Origin of the sequence: Enterobacter sp. 04-C-12-SI-ECC, assembly GCF_047530715.1 — a bacterium.
Taxonomy (GTDB): Bacteria; Pseudomonadota; Gammaproteobacteria; order Enterobacterales; family Enterobacteriaceae; genus Enterobacter; species Enterobacter bugandensis.
In genome coordinates, this window is the sequence record NZ_JBLKDI010000003.1 from 145174 (window position 1) to 166983 (window position 21810).

Here is a 21810-nt window from a genome sequence, read left to right on the forward strand (position 1 = left end):
ATGCCTCACTTTTTATCAGCAGGGAGATAGCGGGAAAACAGCCGGCGCGTAACCAGCGGTAATAACCCCAGTAGTGTAAAGGCGAATACCACGCCCGGCGACAAAATATCGCGCAGCGATGCCACTTTTCCCAGTTCCCGCCCGGCGTTCAGAAAGATAACCGTCGCGGGCAGCATGGCGAGCTGGCTGACCCACCAGTAGCGCCGGGCCGTGATGCGGGTCAGCCCCATCAGTAAATTCACCAGGAAAAACGGGAACAGCGGCATCAGGCGAAGGGCAAAAAGATAGCCCGCGCCGTCGCGCGCCATGCCCGCATTTACCGTTGCCATCTGTCGGGCAAACCGCCGCTGCACCCAGTCGCGCAGCAGGTAACGGCTGGCGAGCATCGCCAGCGTGGCCCCGAGCGTGGAGGCAAACGAAACCAGCACGGTGCCTTCCCACAGCGTAAATAACGCCCCGCCCAGCAGGGTCAGAACCGCCGCGCCGGGTATCGAGAGAGCGGAAACCGCCACGTAAAGCGCAAAGAAGATCAGCGCGCTACGCAGCGGCGCGTGATCGACATGGGAGAGTAGCGTCTGCTGGTGGGTTTTAATTCCTGCCAGAGAGAGCGTGTCAGGCGGCAGAATGACAAATGTCATAAGAAATGCGCCCAGAAGGGCGCACAGGAAGAGTGTTTTTCGTATGTTCACGCGCGATTACAGCTTGAATTTAGCCCATACCGGCACATGGTCCGACGGTTTTTCCATGCTGCGGATGTCGTAGTCGATCCCGGTTTCGATGCAGCGCTCCGCCAGCGGTGTACTCGCCAGCAGCAGATCGATACGCAGGCCGCGGTTGTCGTCAAAGCCCTTCGAGCGGTAGTCAAACCACGAGAAGCGGTCCTGCGTTTCCGGGTTGGCATTGCGGAAGGTATCCACCAGGCCCCAGCCCAGCAGGCGCTCCATCCACTCACGCTCTTCCGGCAGGAAAGAACATTTGCCGGTGCGCAGCCAGCGCTTGCGGTTTTCTTCGCCGATGCCGATATCCAGATCCGTCGGGCTGATGTTCATGTCGCCCATGATCAGCACCGGATTCTCTTTTTTCAGTTCGGTCGTCAGATAGTTCTGCAGATCCTGATAAAACTTCGCTTTGGCCGGGAATTTTGTCTCGTGATCGCGGCTCTCACCCTGCGGGAAATAGCCGTTAATGACCGTAATATTCCCGAGCGCGGAGGGCACTTCCGCCATGATGATGCGGCGCTGGGCTTCTTCACCGTCGCCGGGGAAGCCGCGGCGCACGGAAACCGGCGTGTCTTTGGTGAGCAGCGCGACGCCATAGTGACCTTTCTGACCGTGGTAAAAGACGTTGTAGCCGAGTTTCGCCACCTCTTCGAGGGGGAACATGTCGTCGTGAACCTTGGTCTCCTGCAGGCCGATCACATCTGGCTGATGTTGCTCAACAATGGCTTCTAGCTGATGAGGGCGGGCGCGCAGGCCGTTGATATTAAAAGAGACAAATTTCATAGTCGCTGCCAGTGCAAGGTGAATAGTGCATGGATGGTAGCAGAATTTGCGTCAACTGTTACCGGGTTCGACCAATAACTGCGACAGATAATGCCGGTGGTGCAATATTTGCACCATTCTGACGCGCTTCGCCCTCAAACAGGGCGTAAAGGGCCGATAAATTTCGCGAGCGATCACAATTCCAGAATTATATTTGGCCTGTGCATACTCTTTCTGATTTTCATGCGGCAAAGCGCCGCTTGTCGTAAAAATATTCACTTTTTATGCACTAACAGTGAATAACTCCATATTGTAACCTATTGATATTCTGTTACCTCACCCCGTTTATGCATTTTTATCGCTGGCTGGCACGAAGGCTGCAATCTACATTCACAGTGCAAACACTCAATTATTTAACATTCAAATAACTTTTTATTTACCGGATGAGGTCGCTATGTCTCTGTCAATTACGCGTGAAAATTTCGATGAATGGATGATGCCGGTTTACGCTCCGGCGGCTTTTATTCCGGTTCGCGGGGAAGGCTCACGCCTGTGGGATCAGCAGGGTAAAGAGTATATCGACTTTGCCGGGGGGATTGCGGTGAATGCGCTGGGTCATGCCCACCCGGCGCTGCGTCAGGCGCTGAACGACCAGGCGGCGAAGTTCTGGCATACCGGCAACGGCTTTACCAACGAGCCCGCACTGCGCCTGGCGAAAAAGCTGATTGACGCGACCTTCGCTGAAAAAGTCTTTTTCTGTAACTCCGGCGCGGAAGCCAACGAAGCGGCGCTGAAGCTGGCGCGCAAATATGCCCACGACAAGTTTGGGACGCACAAGAGCGGGATTGTGGCGTTTAAAAATGCTTTCCACGGGCGCACGCTCTTTACCGTGAGCGCGGGTGGCCAGCCTTCTTATTCGCAGGATTTCGCTCCGCTGCCGCCGGATATCCGCCACGGCATTTATAACGATCTTCAGTCCGCCAGCGAGCTGATTAACGACACCACCTGCGCGGTGATTGTCGAACCGATGCAGGGCGAGGGCGGCGTGCTTCCGGCGCAAAAGGCATTCCTGCAGGGGCTGCGCGAGCTGTGCGACCGTCACGACGCGGTCCTGATTTTCGACGAAGTGCAGACCGGCGTGGGCCGCACCGGCGAGCTGTATGCCTATATGCACTACGGCGTGACGCCGGACGTTCTCTCTACCGCCAAAGCGCTGGGCGGCGGCTTCCCGATTGGCGCGACGCTGACCACCGATAAATTCGCCAGCGTGATGACCGTGGGCACCCACGGCACCACCTACGGCGGCAATCCGCTGGCCACCGCCGTCGCCGGACAGGTGCTCGACATCATTAACACCCCTGAGGTGCTGAAGGGCGTTAAGCAGCGTCACGAGTGGTTCGTTGAGCGCCTGAACGCCATCAACGGCAAGCTTGGCCTGTTTAAAGAAATTCGCGGCCTGGGGCTGTTGATCGGCTGCGAGCTCACGGCTGAGTTTGCCGGAAAAGCGAAGCTTATTTCACAGGAAGCGGCAAAAGCGGGCGTGATGGTGCTGATTGCCGGTGCCAACGTGGTGCGTTTTGCCCCTGCGCTGATTGTCAGCGAGGAAGAGGTACAAACCGGTCTGGATCGTTTTGCGCTGGCGTGTGAGAAGGTGAAATCCGGGGTGTCATCATGATGGTCATCCGTCCCGTTGAGCGCGGCGATATTGCCGGGCTCATGCAGCTTGCCGGTAAGACGGGAGGCGGGCTGACCTCGCTTCCTGCCGATGAAAAAACGCTGTCGGCGCGCATTGAGCGCGCCCTGCAAACCTGGCAGGGGACGTTGCCAAAAAGCGAACAGGGTTACGTGTTCGTGCTGGAAGACACCGATACGGGGAGCGTGGCCGGGATCTGCGCCATCGAAGTGGCCGTCGGGCTTAACGACCCGTGGTACAACTACCGCGTCGGCACCATGGTTCACGCCTCGAAAGAGCTGAACGTCTATAACGCGCTGCCCACGCTGTTTCTCTGCAATGACCACACGGGCGCCAGCGAGCTCTGCACGCTGTTCCTCGACCCGGCGTGGCGCAAAGAGGGCAACGGCTATCTGCTCTCCAAATCGCGCTTTATGTTTATGGCCGCTTTCCGCGATCGCTTTAACGAAAAAGTGGTGGCAGAGATGCGCGGCGTGATCGACGACAAAGGCTACTCGCCCTTCTGGGAGAGCCTGGGCGAGCGCTTCTTCTCGATGGAGTTCAGCCGGGCGGACTATCTCTGCGGCACCGGCCAGAAAGCGTTTATCGCGGAGCTGATGCCTAAACATCCTATCTATACCCATTTCTTAACGCCTGAAGCGCAGGCGGTAATTGGCGAAGTGCATCCGCAAACCGCGCCTGCCCGCGCGGTGCTGGAGAAAGAGGGCTTCCGCTACCGTAACTATGTCGACATCTTTGACGGCGGGCCAACGCTTGAGTGCGATATCGACCGCGTGCGCGCCATCCGCAAAAGCCGCCTGGTTGAGGTATCCGAAGGCCAGCCCGCGCCGGGTGACTGGCCGGCATGCCTGGTGGCGAACGAAAATTACGCCAACTTCCGCGCCATGCTGGTGCGGACCAACCCGAAATGTGAACGTCTGGTGCTGACGGCTGCAGAGCTGGATGCCCTGAAATGTAACGCCGGCGATACGGTTCGCCTGGTGCGTCTCTGCCCTGAGGAGAAAACAGCATGACATTATGGATTAACGGTGACTGGGTAACGGGCGAAGGCGAACAGCGCGTAAAAACCAATCCAGTTGGAAAAGAAGTGCTGTGGAAGGGAAATGACGCCAGCGTCGCGCAGGTCGAGCAGGCCTGCCGTTCCGCACGACACGCGTTTCCCGCGTGGGCAAAACGGCCATTCGCCGAGCGCCAGGCGCTTATTGAAAAATTTGCCGGACTGCTGGAGGCCAACAAGGCCGAGCTGACGCGCATCATCGCGTCCGAAACCAGCAAACCGCGCTGGGAAGCGGCGACCGAAGTGACGGCGATGATCAATAAAATCGCTATTTCGGTTAAGGCGTACCACACCCGCACCGGCGAGCAGCATACCGAGATGCCGGACGGCGCGGCCACGCTGCGCCACCGTCCGCACGGCGTGCTGGCGGTGTTTGGCCCGTATAACTTCCCTGGGCATCTGCCGAATGGTCACATTGTGCCCGCGCTGCTGGCGGGCAATACCGTCATCTTCAAACCGAGCGAGCTTACGCCGTTAACCGGCGAGGCGGTGGTGAAGCTGTGGGAGCAGGCCGGGCTGCCGCCGGGCGTGCTGAACCTCGTGCAGGGCGGGAGGGAAACCGGTCAGGCGCTGAGCGCGCTGAGCGATATCGATGGCCTGCTGTTTACCGGCAGCGCCGGAACGGGCTATCAGCTGCACCGCCAGCTAGCGGGGCAGCCGGAGAAAATTCTGGCGCTGGAGATGGGCGGCAACAACCCGCTGATTGTCGAAGATCCTGATGATATCGACGCTGCGGTGCACCTGACGATCCAGTCCGCCTTTATTACCGCCGGACAGCGCTGCACCTGCGCCCGCCGCCTGCTGGTCAAGCGCGGCGCGCAGGGGGATGCCTTCCTGAAGCGTCTGGTAGAGGTGAGCGCGCGGCTGGTGCCTGCTGCGTGGGATGCCGATCCGCAGCCGTTTATCGGCGGGCTGATCTCCGAACAGGCCGCGCTGAACGTGCTCAACGCCTGGCAGGGCCACGTTGCGCGCGGGGCGAAAACCCTGCTGGAGCCGAAGCAGGTTCAGCCGGGTACCTCGCTGCTGACGCCGGGCATCGTTGAGATGAGCGGTGCGAGCAGCGTGCCGGATGAAGAGGTGTTTGGCCCGCTGCTGTGTGTCTGGCGTTACGACGATTTTGATGCGGCCATTGCGATGGCGAATAACACCCGCTACGGCCTGTCGAGCGGGCTGATATCGCCGCATCGCGAGAAGTTTGAACAACTGCTGCTGGAAGCGCGTGCCGGGATCGTGAACTGGAATAAACCGCTGACCGGGGCGGCGAGCACCGCGCCGTTCGGCGGCGTGGGCGCCTCGGGCAACCATCGCGCCAGCGCCTGGTATGCCGCCGATTACTGCGCGTGGCCGATGGCGAGTCTGGAAACCCCGGCGCTGACGCTGCCGGAGACGCTTAACCCGGGGCTCGATTTTACGAAGGGAGAAGGTCATGAAAGCGCGTGAAGTCAACTTCGACGGGCTGGTGGGGCTGACGCACCACTATGCCGGTCTCTCCTTTGGTAATGAAGCCTCGACGAAGCACCGCTTTCAGGTCTCCAACCCGAAGCTGGCGGCGAAGCAGGGGCTGCTAAAAATGAAGGCGCTGGCGGATGCCGGCTTCCCGCAGGCGGTGATCCCGCCGCAGGAACGCCCTAACGTGGCGGTGCTGCGCCAGCTAGGATTTAGTGGTACGGACGAGCAGGTCGTCGAAAAAGCGGGTACGCAGACGCCGCATTTGCTCTCTGCGGCAAGCTCTGCCTCTTCAATGTGGGTGGCAAACGCGGCCACCGTCGCGCCGTCAGCCGATACGCTGGATGGTAAAGTCCATCTGACGGTGGCGAACCTGAATAATAAGTTTCATCGCGCCACCGAAGCGGACACCACCGAGCGCGTGCTGCGCGCTATTTTCAAGCATGACGCCCATTTTGAGATCCATCAGGCCCTGCCGCAGGTGGCGATGTTTGGCGACGAAGGCGCGGCCAACCATAACCGGCTGGGTGGCGATTACGGCGATCCCGCCGTGCAGCTGTTTATCTACGGGCGGGAAGAGGGCGGCCACGCCGCGCCAACCCGTTATCCAGCGCGTCAGACGCTCGCGGCCAGCCAGGCGGTTGCGCGCCTGAACCAGGTCAATCCTTCCCAGGTGATTTTTGCCCAGCAGAACCCGCACGTGATCGACCAGGGCGTGTTCCATAACGACGTGATTGCCGTGTCCAACCGCCAGGTGCTGTTCTGCCATGAGCAGGCCTTTGCCCATCAGGATAAGCTGCTCGCCACGCTGCACGAACGCGTGCCCGGCTTTATGCCGATCCAGGTGCCAACGCAGGCGGTCAGCGTGCAGGACGCGGTCGAAACCTATCTGTTCAACAGCCAGCTGCTGAGCCGCGATGACGGCAGCATGATGCTGGTGCTGCCGCAGGAGTCCCGGGATCATCGGGGCGTGTGGCGCTACCTCACCGAACTGGTGAAGGCTGATAACCCGATTGACGAGCTGCGCGTGTTTGACCTGCGCGAAAGCATGGCTAACGGCGGTGGTCCCGCCTGTCTGCGCCTGCGGGTCGTGTTAACGCCAAATGAAATACAGGCCGTTAACCCGGCAGTCATGATGAATGAGACGCTCTTTAACACCCTGAACGACTGGGTGGACCGCTACTATCGCGACCGGTTGACGCAGGCCGATCTGGTTGACCCGCAGCTGCTGCGCGAAGGGCGCGAGGCGCTGGACGCGTTATCGTCAATCCTGCAGCTGGGCTCGGTTTACCCGTTCCAGCGCTAAAGGAGTGGATATGGAAAATTTACTGGCGCTGACCCTGGCCGATGAAACGCCGGACCAGAGTGAGGGGGAAGGCCCCTCATTCCGCTGGCGGTGGCTGGGGCGCGGGGTGCTTGAGCTGACGCCGAAGTCCAGCAGTGCGTTATCGCTGCTGCTTTCCTCGGGGATCCACGGGAATGAAACCGCACCCGTTGAGATCGTCGATGGGCTGCTGCGCGCGCTGTATCGCGGCGAGATATCCCTTGCGTGCCGCGTGCTGGTGGTGCTTGGCAATCCGCCTGCGCTGGCGCAAAACAAACGGTACCTGGTTAGCGACATTAACCGCATGTTCGGCGGTCGCTGGTCGCAGTTTCCGCAGAGTGACGAAACTGCGCGCGCGCAGTGGCTGGAGAACGTCGTGACGACGTTTTTTGCCGTGGCGGGACCGGCGCGCTGGCATCTGGATCTGCATACGGCGATCCGCGCCTCTTACCATGTCAGATTCGGCGTTCTGCCGCAGCGCAATCAGCCGTGGGATGAAGCGTTTCTGAGCTGGCTGGGGGATGCCGGGCTGGAGGCGCTGGTGTTTCATCAGTCGCCGGGCGGGACCTTTACTCACTTCACTTGCGAACGGTTTGGCGCGCTGTCCTGTACGCTGGAGCTGGGAAAAGCGCTACCGTTCGGACAGAACGATCTCACGCGCTTTGTGCCAACGGAGCTCGCGCTTCGGGCGCTGCTCGGTGGGACGGCTACCGAGCACGCACATCAGCCCGTTGAGCGGTACCGGGTCGTTCAGCAGATCACCCGCCGCAGCGAGGCTTTCCAGCTTCACATGGCCGCGCACACCCTGAACTTCACGCCGTTTCGCAAAGGGGCTCTGCTGGCGGAAGATGGCGAAGAGCGTTATGAGGTGCAGAAAACCACCGAATATGTGCTGTTCCCCAACCCCTCCGTAGCGTTTGGCCTGCGGGCCGGTCTGATGCTGGAAAAACTCACCTGAACCTTTCCCCTCTCACCATCCGGGAGGGGAAGTAAATATGTTTTCTTAGCGATTAAAGCGCTCTGATTTCTTTTACGGAATATTCCTGGCGAATTGCTTTATTATTCACCGTCACTTCGTTATACTCCTGCTAAATAGCTTTAAAATCATCGTATTGAATATTTCTTGTTGCAACTCTCCACGCTTTATCCTTATTTCCTCCACATTTGGCGAAAAATTGTTTTTTACACTTTCATTGTTTTACCGTTGCTCTGATTAATTGACGATAAACCCCGTAAAGTTAATCTCGTCAACACGGCATAGCGCCGAAGAATAACTGAAAGAAAGGAAATAAATTATGCGTAAGTTTACTGCACTGTTTGTTGCTTCTACCCTGGCTCTGGGCGCTACCAGCATGGCGTTCGCCGCAGATACCGCAACCACCACCGCCGCGCCAACTGAAGGCAAAATGATGATGCATCATAAAGGCAAGCCGGGTATGCACCACGAGATGATGATGTTCAAAGATTTGAACCTGACGGACGCGCAGAAGCAGCAGATCCGCGACATCATGAAAAGCCAGCGTGACCAGATGAAGCGTCCTCCGCTGGAAGAGCGCCGCGCAATGCATGACATTATTGCCAGCGACAGCTTCGATAAGGCGAAAGCCGAAGCGCAGATCGACAAAATGGCCGAGCAGCACAAAGCCCGCATGCTGGCCCACATGGAAACCCAGAACAAGATCTACAACATTCTGACCCCGGAACAGAAAAAACAGTTTAATGCCAATTTTGAGAAGCGTCTGACAGAACGTCCGGCGATGGAAGGTAAAATGCCAGCACCAACCGAATAATCGGTTCACTCTCTTAAGACCGCCGGGATCCTGTCCACAAAAGCGAAATCGCTGTGGACAGGACCGGCGGTTTTTCTATTCTGCCCTCTTGCCTGCCGCCGCCAGCGCGGTATTCTCCTGTAGTCGCTTCAGAGAATGTCTGTAGAGTCATGGCGTTAGCATTTTTATTAACGTTCCGCTAAGGCCTGCCCGCTCTGCTGCCGATACTGTGTCTGTGAATACCTAACGATAACAAACAAGACTGCAGGGGTAGCGATATCCTTGCCCTGGCACGGGTTGTGCCATTCAGGAGTGGTGATGGAGTTCTTTGATATTCGTAAGATGCCGGTCAGCCTCTGGCGCAATGGTGCCGGCGAAACGCGAGAAATTTGCTGTATCCCTCCCGCGACGCGCGATTTTTTCTGGCGTGCCAGTATTGCGACCATCGCCAGCAACGGCGAATTCTCCTCGTTTCCCGGTGTCGACCGGGTCATTACCCTGCTGGAAGGCGGGGAGGTGACGCTGGATGCCGGTCAGGCGTTCTGCCATACCCTTAAACAGCATCAGCCTTACAGTTTTGCCGGCGATTTGCCGGTGAAGGCGCTGCTTTCCGATGGCAGGATGGCGATGGATTTCAACATCATGACCCGGCGCGACTGCTGTCAGGCGAAGGTGCGGGTTGCCGATCGTACTTTTACCACCTTTGGTTCGCGCGGGGGCGTGGTGTTTGTATTAAGCGGGGCGTGGCAATTGGGTGATAAATTGCTCACGGCCGATCAGGGCGCCAGTTGGCAGGAGGGGACCCATACTCTGCGTCTGCTGGAGTCTCAGGGCACCCTGCTGTTCAGTGAAATTAACTGGCTGCCGGGTCACTGAGCGCGATGATCTCGAACTTGCCCGCTAATACGGGCTTGCAGAGGATTTTGTAGCCGTCGTGGTCGAATCCCGCGGGGGTGCGCAGCAGGGTTGCCGCGTCGCTTAAATCATCGACAGCCCCCAGCCAGAGCCAGTTATTGACGATGTGATACTGCGTCATGGTTTCACCCACTTCTTTTAGCGCAACGGCGCCGTCCCACGGCCAGCAGTTGACGCTGATCCCGGCCAGGCCCGCGAGGAGCCGGGCGTGATGCGCCTCAACGCTCTCTTTTCCGCAGCAGGCGCCCGCGCAGCGCTTCAGAGCGGAGCGGAAACAGGCGCGGCCCCGCGTGGTGCCCTCTAGCCCTAAAAGGCTATAGCAAAGCTGCAGCTCGTCCGCGAGCGCCTGCAGAGACTGCAGGGCGGCACGCTTGTTTGCGAACAGCCCGAAGAGATTCGGGGCGTGGGAGAAATCGACCTCGCGGGCGTAGACGACCTGCGGCTTGCCGTCGGCGATCTGCAGGGAGCAGAGCTGGCGGTTGCGGCGCAGGCGCTTATTGAAGAGCGGCTGCTGCTCTTTTATCAGCCGGGCTTCCAGCAACAGCGCGCCCATTTCTCCCGCCGTCTGGAACCAGGTAATGCGTCGCGACTGGCGCAGCATGGCGGCCTCGTCCGGGGTGCGCAGGTGGGATAACACCCGGCTGCGAATGTTAACGCTTTTGCCGATGTAGAGCGGCAGGGTCTCGCTTTCACCGTGAAAGATGTACACGCCCGGCTGTTTGGGCAGCGCCTCAAGCCAGGGGCGAAGATGTTCGGGATATTCATAGATAGCCGCCGCTTCAAACTCAAGACGCGGGGCGGATTGACGCCTGCTCACATACTGCTCCATATACTGTTCAGGTATACAGTGTAGCAGGTGTGCTGTGGTTAAAAAAGAGCCGGGTAGCGTGATGCCCTCTCCCTAAAGGGGAGAGGGAGCAAAGATTAACGTTTTGCGTTTATTTCCAGAAATCGTCAAACACCGTAATTGGCGTGTGGCGCTTGTGCTCGGTTTTCAGGTACCAGCCCTCGATAATTTTCGCGGTACCTTCATCCAGCGTTTTGCCTTCCAGATAATCATCAATGTTGTCATAGGTGACGCCAAGGGCCGCTTCATCCGGCAGGGAAGGGCGATCGTCTTCCAGATCCGCTGTTGGCGCTTTCTTGTACAGGTGCTCAGGGCAGCCCAGCGCGGCGAGCAGCTGCTTGCCCTGACGCTTGTTGAGACGGAAAATCGGGTTGATGTCGGTGCCGCCATCGCCGTATTTGGTGAAGAAACCGGTGATCGCTTCTGCCGCATGGTCGGTGCCTACCACAACGCCTTTGGTCATCCCGGCGATGCTGTACTGCGCTTTCATGCGCTCGCGCGCTTTCTCGTTGCCGCGCACAAAATCACTCAATTCAATGCCCGCTTCGCGCAGCGCCTGCTCGCTTGCCAGCACTGAGGCTTTGATATTGACGGTAAGCACGCGATCGGGCTGGATGAACGCGATGGCGTCCTGGCAATCCTGTTCGTCCGCCTGAACCCCGTAAGGCAGACGCACGGCGATAAACTGCAGCGCTTCGTCGCCCGTCTCTTCACGAAGCTCTGAAATCGCCATCTGGCAGAGTTTACCCGTCAGGGTAGAGTCCTGCCCGCCGCTGATGCCCAGCACCAGGGATTTCAGGAAAGCGTTCTTTTTTAAGTACGACTTTAAAAAATCCACGCTGCGGCGGATCTCTTCCTGTGCATCTATCGCAGGCTTAGCGCCCAGCGCCTGAATAATCTCTTGTTGCAGAGCCATCATGCCCTCCGTATGCAGAACATAAACAGAATGTGTTAACTGTTAAAACTAACCCTTTGGGCGGAAAACGACAAGGATCACAGTTTCGAGTGCGTTAATTTGCGGCGATTTAGCAGCTTATCGTTGTTTTATTAGAATTTTCCGAAATTCGTCTGGCGTAAATCACAAAGTTGAACAATAGTACTTTTTATCCCATGCTTAGATAACACGCTGATAAACAAGAGGACGGAATATGAACAAGAACGTAGCAGGAATTCTTAGCGCAGCGGCGGTACTGACGATGCTGGCAGGGTGTACGGCTTACGATCGCACCAAGGATCAGTTTACCCAGCCCGTGGTTAAAGACGTTAAAAAAGGGATGACACGTTCGCAGGTGGCTGCGATCGCCGGCAAGCCTTCTTCTGAAGTGACCATGATTCACGCGCGCGGTACGTGTCAGACTTATATCCTGGGTCAACGTGATGGTAAGGCAGAAACCTACTTCGTCGCGCTGGATGATACCGGACATGTGATTAACTCCGGCTATCAGACCTGTGCTGAATACGACACCGATCCGCAGGCACCTAAGGCGCAGTAACCCTGCTTGCCTGAAGATGTTAACAAACCGGCCTCTGGGCCGGTTTTTTTACTCATACGTTAATCTTATTTCTTTGCGCGAATTATTTGCCTGAAATGTGAAGGTAGTCAACAAGCCAGGTCAATGAGAGACAATTTAGGCCTATCCAGAATTATCTCCCCTCTGTACCATTGCGTATACTCACTTCAACGATAAACAACAGTACGCAAGCTACCTGTCTGCCGGGACAGCGAGTCGAGTTATAGCGCGACGGCAGGTAGTCATACAAGAGGGAAATTATGATGGAAAAGAAACATATCTACCTGTTCTGCTCAGCGGGCATGTCAACCTCGCTTCTGGTGTCAAAGATGCGCGCGCAGGCTGAAAAGTATGAAGTTCCTGTGGTGATTGAAGCGTTTCCGGAAACGCTGGCGGGCGAAAAAGGCCAGAAAGCCGATGTGGTGTTACTGGGGCCGCAAATTGCCTATATGTTGCCCGAAATTCAACGACTGCTACCGAATAAACCGGTCGAAGTGATCGACTCGGGGCTGTACGGCAAGATCGATGGTTTAGGTGTACTTAAAGCTGCTGTGGCAGCCATTAAAAAAGCTGCTAATTAATTTTTATTTTTCCCGTCAAAGAGTTATTTCACACACAATTACGCCGTAACATGCGTTACGGCATTTAAGGGTATTTTCCTATGAGTAAAGTCATCGCTTCACTTGAAAAGGTACTCCTTCCTTTTGCTGTTAAAATAGGAAAGCAGCCTCACGTTAATGCCATCAAAAACGGTTTTATTAAATTAATGCCGTTGACGCTGGCCGGGGCCATGTTCGTTTTAATTAACAACGTTTTTCTGAGCTTTGGTGAAGGTTCCTTCTTTTATTCATTAGGAATTCGGTTAGACGCTTCCACTATTGAAACCCTTAATGGTTTTAAAGCCATCGGCGGCAACGTATATAACGGTACGTTGGGTATTATGTCGCTGATGGCGCCTTTCTTTATTGGGATGGCGCTGGCTGAAGAGCGGAAAGTGGATCCGCTGGCCGCCGGATTATTATCCGTTGCCGCGTTTATGACCGTCACGCCTTACAGCGTGGGTGAAGCCTACGCCGTTGGCGCAAACTGGCTGGGCGGAGCCAACATCATCTCCGGTATTGTTATCGGCCTGGTGGTGGCAGAAATGTTCACCTTTATTATCCGTCGCAACTGGGTTATCCGACTGCCGGATAGCGTGCCGGCCTCCGTTTCTCGTTCATTTTCCGCGTTGATCCCAGGCTTCATTATCCTCTCCATCATGGGGATTATCGCCTGGGCGCTCTCTCACTGGGGCACGAACTTCCACCAGATCATCATGGACTCTATCTCTACGCCGCTGGCGTCGATGGGTGGCGTGGTCGGTTGGGCGTATGTGATTTTCACCTCTCTGCTGTGGTTCTTCGGCGTGCACGGTTCACTGGCACTGGCCGCGCTGGACAGCGGAATTATGACCCCATGGGCACTGGAAAACGTTGCGCTTTACCAGCAGTACGGCTCCGTTGACGCGGCGCTGGCGGCAGGTAAAACCTTCCATGTGTGGGCGAAGCCGATGCTTGACTCCTATATCTTCCTGGGTGGTACCGGGGCGACCCTGGGTCTGATCATCGCGGTCTTTATTGTCTCTCGTCGCGCTGACTATCGTCAGGTGGCGAAACTGGCCCTGCCATCAGGCATCTTCCAGATTAACGAGCCGATTCTGTTCGGTCTGCCAATTATCATGAACCCGGTAATGTTTATCCCGTTCATCCTGGTGCAGCCGCTGCTGGCAGCGATCACCCTGACGGCCTACTACATGGGTATTATTCCACCGATCACCAACATTGCTCCGTGGACCATGCCGGCAGGTCTGGGCGCCTTCTTTAACACCAACGGTAGCGTCGCGGCCTTCCTGCTGGCGATATTCAACCTCGGGATTGCCACCCTGCTGTACATGCCGTTCGTGGCGATTGCGAACAAAGCTGCCACCATCATTGATGAAGAAGAGAGCGAAGAGGAAATTGCCCTCTCACTGAAATTCTAAGATTGACCGGCGCGGGGAAGCCCGCGCCAGCCACAAGGAGCTAAAACATGTTAGATTTGGATAGTATCGTCGCAGACGAAGCCGCAGAGAACGATCTCGAAGAAGTGGTGATGGGCCTCATCATCAACTCCGGGCAGGCGCGCAGCCTGGCGTATGCCGCACTGAAGCAGGCCAAGCAGGGAGATTTCGCCGCCGCGAAAACCATGATGGAGCAATCCCGCACGGCGCTGAACGAAGCGCACCTGGTGCAGACAAAGCTGATTGAAAGCGACCAGGGCGAAGGGAAGATGAAGGTCAGCCTGGTGCTGGTACACGCTCAGGATCACCTGATGACGTCCATGCTGGCGCGTGAGCTGGTGGCGGAGTTGATTGAGCTTCACGAGAAAATGCACTAGGTCGGATTGAGCAGCAGGAGGTCAGCACGATGGAAATCAAAACCGCATTTGAACAGCAACTGTTTAATGGCAAAAATTTTCACGTGGTTATCTACAACAAGACGGAGAGCGCCAGCGGTCTGCACCAGCATGACTACTATGAGTTCACGATTGTTCTGACCGGCCGCTACTACCAGGAGATCAACGGTAAGCGCGTCCTGCTGGAGCGAGGGGATTTTGTCTTCCTGCCGATGGGTTCCTATCACCAGAGCTTTTACGAATTTGGCGCGACCCGCATTCTGAACGTGGGCGTCAGCAGACGCTTCTTTGAGAAGCACTATCTGCCGCTGGTGCCGTTCTGCTTTGTGGCGTCCCAGGTATATCGTGTGAAAAACGAGTTCATGACCTGGATTGAAACGGTCATCGCCTCGCTTAACTTCCGCGACAATGAGTTTGATGAATTTATTGAAACGGTGACCTTCTACGTGATGAACCGGTTGCGGCATCACCGTGAAGAGCAGCAGGTGACGGATGATGTTCCACAGTGGCTGCGCAGCACCGTGGAACTGATGCACGATAAAGGCCAGTTCAGCGAAAATGCGCTGGAAAATATGGTATCCCTCTCGGGGAAATCCCAGGAATATCTGACCCGCGCGACGCAGCGTTATTATCGTAAAACGCCGGTGCAAATAATTAATGAAATCCGCATTAATTTTGCCAAAAAACAGCTGGAAATTACCAACTATTCTGTCACCGATATTGCTTATGAGTCAGGATATAGCAGTCCCAGCCTGTTTATTAAAACTTTTAAGAAGTTGACCTCATTCACACCGAACAGCTACCGGAAGAATTTAACGGTAATTAATTAACTTTCGGCGGATTACCCGCCATAAATATTGCTTTAATGGCTTGCCCAAATAGCGGGAAGAGTACGCTATACCTTGCAGGCGATTAACCTGATACGCTAAGGGAGATATTATGCAAAAGAAATTAAAAGTCGTAACCATTGGTGGCGGCAGCAGCTATACCCCGGAATTACTTGAAGGTTTTCTGAAACGTTATCATGAATTACCAGTCAGCGAATTATGGCTGGTGGACGTTGAGGAAGGTCAGGAGAAGCTGGATATTATTTTCGACCTGTGCAAGCGCATGGTTGAGAAAGCGGGCGTGCCTATGACCGTGCATAAATCCCTCGATCGTCGCCTGGCGCTGAAAGATGCGGATTTCGTTACCACTCAGCTGCGCGTCGGCCAGCTAAAAGCGCGCGAGCTGGACGAGCGTATTCCGCTGAGCCACGGCTACCTGGGGCAGGAGACCAACGGCGCGGGCGGCCTGTTCAAAGGCCTGCGTACCATTCCGGTGATTTTCGACATCGTCAAAGATGTGCAAGAGATCTGCCCGAACGCGTGGGTGATTAACTTCACTAACCCGGCCGGAATGGTGACCGAGGCGGTATATCGTCATACCAATTTCAAACGCTTTATCGGCGTCTGTAATATCCCGATCGGCATGAAGATGTTTATCCGCGACGTGCTGGAGCTGACCGACAGTGACGATCTCTCAATCGATCTGTTCGGCCTGAACCACATGGTGTTCATTAAAGACGTCATCGTGAACGGAAAATCGCGCTTTGCCGAACTGCTCGACGGCGTGGCTTCCGGTCGCCTGACCGCGGCCTCCGTGAAGAACATCTTTGACCTGCCGTTCAGCGAAGGGCTGATCCGCTCGCTGAATCTGCTGCCGTGCTCGTACCTGCTTTACTACTTCAAGCAGAAAGAGATGCTGGCTATCGAAATGGGCGAGTACTATAAGGGCGGCGCGCGTGCGCAAATCGTTCAGAAAGTTGAGAAGCAGCTGTTTGATTTATATAAAGATCCGGACCTGAACGTCAAACCGAAAGCGCTTGAGCAGCGCGGTGGGGCCTATTACTCCGATGCAGCGTGTGAAGTGATCAACGCCATCTACAACGACAAGCAGGCGGAGCACTATGTTAACGTGCCGCATCACGGCCATATCGACAATATCCCGGCGGACTGGGCCGTCGAGATGACCTGCATTCTGGGGCGTGAGGGGGCTAAACCGCATCCACGTATCACCCACTTCGACGACAAAGTTATGGGCCTAATCCACACCATCAAAGGCTTTGAAGTGGCGGCGAGCAACGCGGCGCTGAGCGGTGAACTCAATGACGTGCTTCTGGCGCTGAACCTCAGCCCGCTGGTGCATTCCGACCGCGATGCGGAGCAGCTGGCCAGCGAGATGATCCTGGCGCATGAAAAATGGTTGCCGAACTTTGCCGCCACGATTGAGAAGCTGAAGTTCAAACAACACTGAGAGGACGCACAATGGAAAACCTGCTGATCGTTAATGCTGATGACTTTGGCCTTTCGAAAGGCCAGAACTACGGCATTATTGAAGCCTGTCGCCGCGGGGTAGTGACCTCTACAACGGCACTGGTGAACGGTGAGGCGGTTGAACACGCGGCGCAGCTGAGCCGCGAGGTGCCAGAGCTGGGTGTCGGCATGCATTTTGTGCTGACGCTCGGGATGCCGCTTTCACCCATGCCGGGCCTGACGCGTGACGGTCTGCTGGGCAAATGGATTTGGGATCTGGCGGAGCAGGACGCTCTGCCGCTCGAAGAGATTGCCCGTGAGCTGGACTGCCAGTACAACCGCTTTGTTGATCTTTTTGGCAAGGCGCCGACGCACATCGACAGCCACCATCATGTGCACATGATCCCAGCGATTTTCCCGATTGTTGCGGCGTTTGCCCAACGCAAAGGCGTGGCGATGCGCGTGGATCGTGAGGCGCAGGGCGTGCCGGACTGTGCCGTGACAACAACTGAGGGGTTCAGCAGCGCCTTTTACGGCGACGAGATCGACGAGGCGCTGTTCCTGAAGGTGCTGGATGATTCCGCCGCGCGGGGGGAACGGTCGCTGGAGGTCATGGCGCATCCCGCCTTTGTCGATAACACCGTGCGTAAGAGCGCCTACTGCTGGCCGCGCCTGGCGGAGCTGGATGTCCTGACGTCGCCGTCGCTGAAGTACGCCATTGCCGAGCGTGGGTATCGGTTGGGGACGTTTGGGGATCTATAAGACGTGCCGGGTGGCGAGGTAAAAGCAAAACGGTAACCTGGGTTACCGTTTTTATTGTTTTCTCCCTCTCCCGTGGGTGAGGGCATCAGGCCGCACAACCGGGAATGGTTTTTACGCCGGAATCTGATCGATCTTACTGCTGCGCGACCAGACACGGTGCGCGGCGAGCAAATCAAACAGCTTCATCATAAACGCATCGTCCACGTTATCGCCCTCGACAATGCCGTCCTCACCCTGCTCGGCAACCTTCAGTTGCGCCTTAAACTGACGCGCGTCGCCGGACAGCGCAATGGGCTTCAGGTGCTTATAGGCTTCCAGCAGATAATAGATGGCATCACCGTTGTTGAGCAGGCTGGCAATATCCCCGCACGGCACAATCACCGCATCGACGGTCAGCGACGGCGCGCCGGCAAAGGTCGCCGCCACCGGCAGCACAGAACCATCGTCGGCGGTCACTTCACCCATGCGGGAATAGAGCAGTTTGGCGTGTACGCCCTGGGTTTTTAGCGCCTGCATAATCCCCAGCACGTCGCTGGCGCGGGTTTTGTCGTTCAGCAGGATGGCGACTACGCGGCCCTTAATTGAACCACCCGGCACCGCATACAGGCTCAGCGATGGATCTTTCTTCACGCCGTTAACCTCTTTCGGCGGCGCAAGGTTGCGCTGTTCGTCCGTTAGCGTGATGCCAAGGTTATCCGCCACGCTCTGGGCAAGCTGAATATCAATGTGCGCCAGCTGATCGACCACGCGCTCGCGGATGTAGGTGCGCACAACTTTGCTCAGTTCGAAGCTAAAGCCACCGATGATGTGCTGTTGCTCAATCGGCGTCTGGCTGTTCCAGAACAGGCGAGGGTGGGCGTAATACTCACCGAACGAGGGGCTGCGCTCGCGAATTTTGTTGCCGTCGATACGCTCCTGGTACGATTCGAATCCGCCGCGTTTCGGCCCCGGCGGGGTTTCTCGCGGCCAGTTGTCGTTGATGGAGTTCGGCTCATAGTTTGCCGGGTTGGTATCAATATCCTGACGGTGCATCCCGTCGCGCTGGAAGTTATGGTACGGGCAGGTTGGGCGGTTAATCGGGATCTCGTGGAAGTTCGGCCCGCCAAGACGGCTAATCTGCGTATCGGTATACGAGAACAGACGTCCCTGTAAGAGCGGATCGTTGGTGAAATCCAGTCCGGGGACGATGTGGCCCGGGTGGAACGCGGCCTGCTCGTTTTCGGCAAAGAAATTATCCGGGTTGCGGTTAAGCACCATTTTGCCCACCAGCTGAACGGGCACCAGCTCCTCAGGAATGAGTTTTGTCGGGTCAAGCAGGTCGAAATCGAACTTAAACTCGTCTTCTTCCGGGATCAGCTGTAAGCCCAGTTCATATTCCGGGAAGTCACCCGCTTCAATGGATTCCCACAGTTCGCGGCGATGGAAGTCCGGATCGCGCCCGGTGAGCTTCTGCGCCTCATCCCATACCAGCGAGGCTTTGCCCGCTACCGGCTTCCAGTGGAAGCGCACAAACGTGGCTTTTCCTTCCGCGTTGATCATGCGGAAGGTATGAATACCGAACCCTTCCATCGTGCGATAGCTGCGCGGGATCCCACGGTCGGACATCGCCCACATCACGTTGTGTAAGGTTTCAGGCTGCAGGGAGACATAGTCCCAGAAGGTATCGTGCGCACTTTGTCCCTGGGGTATGGCCCAGTGGGGCTCCGGTTTTACCGCATGGACAAAGTCAGGAAATTTATGCGCATCCTGAATGAAAAACACCGGGGTGTTATTGCCCACCAGATCGAAAATACCCTCTTCGGTATAAAACTTGGTGGCAAAGCCGCGGATATCACGCACCGTATCTGCCGAACCTGCGCCACCCTGCACGGTGGAGAAACGCACAAAGACCGGCGTGATTTTATCCGGGTCGGAGAGGAAATCCGCTTTGGTGATCGCTTTCAGGCTTTTATAGGGCTGGAAGTAGCCGTGCGCCGCAGAACCGCGCGCGTGAACGATGCGTTCCGGAATTCGCTCGTGGTCAAAATGGGTAATTTTTTCCCGCAGGATGAAATCTTCCAGCAGGGTCGGTCCGCGCGCGCCTGCGCGAAGGGAGTTTTGATCGTCAGCAATGCGCACGCCCTGATTGGTGGTGAGTGCAAAACCTTCGCCGCCTTTACGGTGTGGCTCAAGCGATTTCAGCTTCTCGTTTCCGGTGTCCGGCGATTTCATGCTTCCCGGCGCGGTTGGTTGTTCGCCAGGGGCTGATGGGCCCGGCGAGGGACGGTGAGAGCCGTCAGCAGGGGCGAGAGAGTCCATACCCGGTTGAGATTCTTCAGTGCCATGAATCGGTGATTGATGTGATTTATCTTTGTTCGACATTGCACGCTTCTCCTTTATCCATTGCTAAAAACCCTATTAAGGATAGAACAATGTCGTGAGATAGCTCGCTAACTAAGCGTTTTTCACATGACGTTATTAACGAAAGGAGCCATCTCACCCACTCGGAGCGCGACGTAAGGCAGCAGGATCGGCTATCATAGAATTTTCCTGCTTCAAGAATTTGCTTTAGTGAATCCGTCGCTTATGAAACCTCTTCGTCAACAAAACCGCCAGGTTATTAGCTATGTGCCCCGCGTTGAGCCCGCGCCGCCTGACCATGCCCTGAAAGTGGATGGTTTTCGTGATGTCTGGCTGCTTCGCGGTAAATATGTGGCTTTTGTCCTGATGGGGGAACATTTCCGCCGGTCGCCGGCGTTTTCCGTGCCGGAGTCAGCCCAGCGATGGGCGACGCAAATCCGCCAGGATGAAGAGGTTGAAGAATAACAGCCATAAAAAAACCGCCATCAGGCGGTTTTTTTATTTCTATCGAGATTAACGGTGCGCCAGCTCGGCGTCGTCTTCACTTTCCAGAATGGCTTTGTCGGTCTGCTTCAGCCACTGGCTGGTCAGCGTACCGGCAGTCATGGAGCCGCTCACGTTCAGCGCGGTACGGCCCATGTCGATCAGCGGTTCAACGGAGATCAGCAGGGCGACCAGCGTGACGGGCAGGCCCAGCGCGGGCAGCACAATCAGCGCGGCGAAGGTTGCACCGCCGCCGACACCTGCAACGCCGGCGGAGCTGATGGTAACAATCCCGACCAGCGTGGCGATCCAGACCGGATCCAGCGGGTTGATACCCACGGTTGGGGCAACCATCACCGCCAGCATCGCCGGGTAGAGACCCGCGCAGCCGTTCTGACCGATGGTAGCACCAAAGGAGGCAGAGAAGCTGGCGATAGATTCCGGCACGCCCAGACGACGGGTCTGTGCTTCAACGTTCAGCGGAATAGACGCTGCGCTGGAACGGCTGGTGAAGGCAAAGGTCAGTACCGGCCATACTTTGCGGAAGTATTTCAGCGGGCTGACGCCGTTCACGCCCAGCAGGATACCGTGCACCACGAACATAATGCCCAGGCCCAGATAAGAGGCGACAACGAAGCTGCCCAGCTTAATGATGTCCTGCAGGTTAGAGCCGGCTACCACTTTGGTCATCAGCGCCAGAACGCCGTATGGCGTCAGCTGCATGACCAGACGGACCAGCTTCATCACCCAGCTTTGCAGGGTATCAATCGCCGTCAGCACGCGTTCGCCTTTCGGCGCGTCGTCTTTCAGCAGCTTAAGCGCCGCCACGCCCAGGAACGCCGCGAAGATCACCACGCTGATGATAGAGGTTGGGCTTGCACCGGTCAGGTCAGCAAACGGGTTCTTCGGAATGAAGGAGAGGACCATCTGCGGAACCGTCAGATCAGCCACTTTACCCACGTAGTTGGTTTGAATTGCGGTCAGACGCGCCGTTTCAGCGGTACCCTGAACCAGACCTTCGGCCGTCAGGCCAAACAGGTTGGTAACCAGCACCCCCACCAGCGCGGCAATCAGCGTGGTAAAGAGCAGCGTACCAATGGTCAGAAAGCTGATTTTACCCAGCTGAGTTGCGTTGTGCAGACGGGCTACGGCGCTCAGAATAGAGGCGAACACCAGCGGCATAACGATCATCTGCAGCAGTTGGACGTAGCCGTTACCGACAATGTTGAACCACTGAATCGACTCTTTCAGTACCGGACTATCGGAGCCGTAGACGGCGTGTAAGGCCAGACCAAACGCCACACCCATGACCAGACCGACCAGTACTTTTTTCGCCAGGCTCCACTGTTTGTGGCGCGCCTGCGCGAGAAGCAATAGTAATACGACGAACACGACTATGTTCGCGATGAGTGGAAAATTCATCCCCGTTCTCCTGATTTATTATGTGGGATCGGT

At 56.5% G+C, this 21810-nt stretch carries 21 protein-coding genes; 15 read left to right on the top strand and 6 right to left on the bottom strand.

Features of this window, described 5'->3' with window-relative positions; all coding sequences use genetic code 11:
- Positions 1 to 5 precede the first annotated feature (5 nt).
- Positions 6 to 689 (bottom strand): TVP38/TMEM64 family protein, encoded by a 684-nt coding sequence (locus ACMWL8_RS06640; protein WP_045261595.1) that lies wholly within the window; start codon positions 687 to 689, stop codon positions 6 to 8.
- Between the two features lie 6 nt (positions 690 to 695).
- Positions 696 to 1502: an exodeoxyribonuclease III gene (gene xthA / locus ACMWL8_RS06645; RefSeq protein ID WP_241276960.1), complete on the bottom strand. Its 807-nt coding sequence runs from the start codon at positions 1500 to 1502 to the stop codon at positions 696 to 698.
- 433 nt (positions 1503 to 1935) lie between these two features.
- On the opposite strand from xthA, the gene ACMWL8_RS06650 reads away from it, so the two are divergent.
- The 7 genes from ACMWL8_RS06650 (at position 1936) to ves (ending at position 9646) form a co-directional block, all read left to right on the top strand.
- Entirely contained in the window at positions 1936 to 3156 is a 1221-nt protein-coding gene (locus ACMWL8_RS06650; RefSeq protein WP_028012790.1) for an aspartate aminotransferase family protein, read from the top strand.
- The gene (gene astA, locus ACMWL8_RS06655) at positions 3153 to 4187 is read left to right on the top strand and encodes an arginine N-succinyltransferase (RefSeq protein ID WP_028012791.1); all 1035 of its coding nucleotides are present in this window, start codon (positions 3153 to 3155) and stop codon (positions 4185 to 4187) included. Before ACMWL8_RS06650 ends, astA begins: the two co-directional genes overlap by 4 nt.
- Positions 4184 to 5671 (top strand): succinylglutamate-semialdehyde dehydrogenase, encoded by a 1488-nt coding sequence (gene astD, locus ACMWL8_RS06660; RefSeq protein WP_045261594.1) that lies wholly within the window; start codon positions 4184 to 4186, stop codon positions 5669 to 5671. The genes astA and astD overlap by 4 nt, the downstream gene beginning before the upstream one ends.
- Positions 5658 to 6983, top strand: coding sequence for an N-succinylarginine dihydrolase (astB, locus tag ACMWL8_RS06665; protein ID WP_045261593.1), 1326 nt, complete (start codon positions 5658 to 5660; stop codon positions 6981 to 6983). Before astD ends, astB begins: the two co-directional genes overlap by 14 nt.
- A 10-nt stretch (positions 6984 to 6993) precedes the next feature.
- Positions 6994 to 7959, top strand: a complete 966-nt coding sequence (astE, locus tag ACMWL8_RS06670; RefSeq protein WP_045261592.1) for a succinylglutamate desuccinylase — start codon at positions 6994 to 6996, stop codon at positions 7957 to 7959.
- Positions 7960 to 8296: 337 nt separating this feature from the next.
- On the top strand, positions 8297 to 8791 hold the full coding sequence (gene spy / locus ACMWL8_RS06675) for an ATP-independent periplasmic protein-refolding chaperone Spy (protein WP_045261591.1): 495 nt from the start codon (positions 8297 to 8299) through the stop codon (positions 8789 to 8791).
- Positions 8792 to 9088: 297 nt separating this feature from the next.
- Positions 9089 to 9646 carry an environmental stress-induced protein Ves gene (gene ves, locus ACMWL8_RS06680; protein ID WP_045261590.1) on the top strand — a complete coding sequence of 186 codons (558 nt, stop codon included), beginning with the start codon at positions 9089 to 9091 and terminating at the stop codon, positions 9644 to 9646.
- On the opposite strand, the gene cho is transcribed toward ves, so the two are convergent.
- Positions 9624 to 10502, bottom strand: coding sequence for an excinuclease Cho (gene cho / locus ACMWL8_RS06685; protein ID WP_032644984.1), 879 nt, complete (start codon positions 10500 to 10502; stop codon positions 9624 to 9626). The two genes, ves and cho, sit on opposite strands and share 23 nt — an antisense overlap.
- A gap of 121 nt (positions 10503 to 10623) precedes the next feature.
- Positions 10624 to 11448, bottom strand: coding sequence for an ammonia-dependent NAD(+) synthetase (nadE, locus tag ACMWL8_RS06690; RefSeq protein ID WP_028012798.1), 825 nt, complete (start codon positions 11446 to 11448; stop codon positions 10624 to 10626).
- A gap of 232 nt (positions 11449 to 11680) precedes the next feature.
- Between nadE and osmE the strand changes: the two genes are divergently transcribed.
- The 7 genes from osmE (at position 11681) to chbG (ending at position 17532) form a co-directional block, all read left to right on the top strand.
- A complete protein-coding gene (gene osmE / locus ACMWL8_RS06695) occupies positions 11681 to 12025 on the top strand; it encodes an osmotically-inducible lipoprotein OsmE (RefSeq protein ID WP_003857836.1) in 345 nt (114 codons plus the stop codon).
- 281 nt (positions 12026 to 12306) lie between these two features.
- Entirely contained in the window at positions 12307 to 12624 is a 318-nt protein-coding gene (gene chbB, locus ACMWL8_RS06700) for a PTS N,N'-diacetylchitobiose transporter subunit IIB (RefSeq protein ID WP_014883474.1), read from the top strand.
- An 80-nt stretch (positions 12625 to 12704) separates the two neighbouring features.
- The gene (gene chbC / locus ACMWL8_RS06705) at positions 12705 to 14063 is read left to right on the top strand and encodes a PTS N,N'-diacetylchitobiose transporter subunit IIC (RefSeq protein WP_028012799.1); all 1359 of its coding nucleotides are present in this window, start codon (positions 12705 to 12707) and stop codon (positions 14061 to 14063) included.
- A 47-nt stretch (positions 14064 to 14110) separates the two neighbouring features.
- A complete protein-coding gene (gene chbA / locus ACMWL8_RS06710) occupies positions 14111 to 14458 on the top strand; it encodes a PTS N,N'-diacetylchitobiose transporter subunit IIA (protein WP_028012800.1) in 348 nt (115 codons plus the stop codon).
- Positions 14459 to 14463: 5 nt separating this feature from the next.
- Entirely contained in the window at positions 14464 to 15306 is an 843-nt protein-coding gene (gene chbR / locus ACMWL8_RS06715) for a transcriptional regulator ChbR (RefSeq protein WP_028012801.1), read from the top strand.
- 109 nt (positions 15307 to 15415) lie between these two features.
- The gene (locus ACMWL8_RS06720) at positions 15416 to 16771 is read left to right on the top strand and encodes a 6-phospho-beta-glucosidase (protein ID WP_045261589.1); all 1356 of its coding nucleotides are present in this window, start codon (positions 15416 to 15418) and stop codon (positions 16769 to 16771) included.
- A gap of 11 nt (positions 16772 to 16782) precedes the next feature.
- Positions 16783 to 17532, top strand: coding sequence for a chitin disaccharide deacetylase (gene chbG, locus ACMWL8_RS06725; protein WP_045261588.1), 750 nt, complete (start codon positions 16783 to 16785; stop codon positions 17530 to 17532).
- Between the two features lie 111 nt (positions 17533 to 17643).
- Here chbG and katE read toward each other — a convergent pair whose 3' ends face one another.
- Complete coding sequence (katE, locus tag ACMWL8_RS06730) at positions 17644 to 19893, bottom strand: catalase HPII (RefSeq protein ID WP_045261587.1); 2250 nt, start codon at positions 19891 to 19893, stop codon at positions 17644 to 17646.
- Positions 19894 to 20061: 168 nt separating this feature from the next.
- Here katE and cedA point away from each other — a divergent pair, with 168 nt between their 5' ends.
- Positions 20062 to 20337, top strand: a complete 276-nt coding sequence (gene cedA / locus ACMWL8_RS06735; RefSeq protein ID WP_223239595.1) for a cell division activator CedA — start codon at positions 20062 to 20064, stop codon at positions 20335 to 20337.
- 48 nt (positions 20338 to 20385) lie between these two features.
- On the opposite strand, the gene tcyP is transcribed toward cedA, so the two are convergent.
- Positions 20386 to 21777, bottom strand: coding sequence for a cystine/sulfocysteine:cation symporter (gene tcyP, locus ACMWL8_RS06740; protein ID WP_041910456.1), 1392 nt, complete (start codon positions 21775 to 21777; stop codon positions 20386 to 20388).
- Positions 21778 to 21810 lie beyond the last annotated feature (33 nt).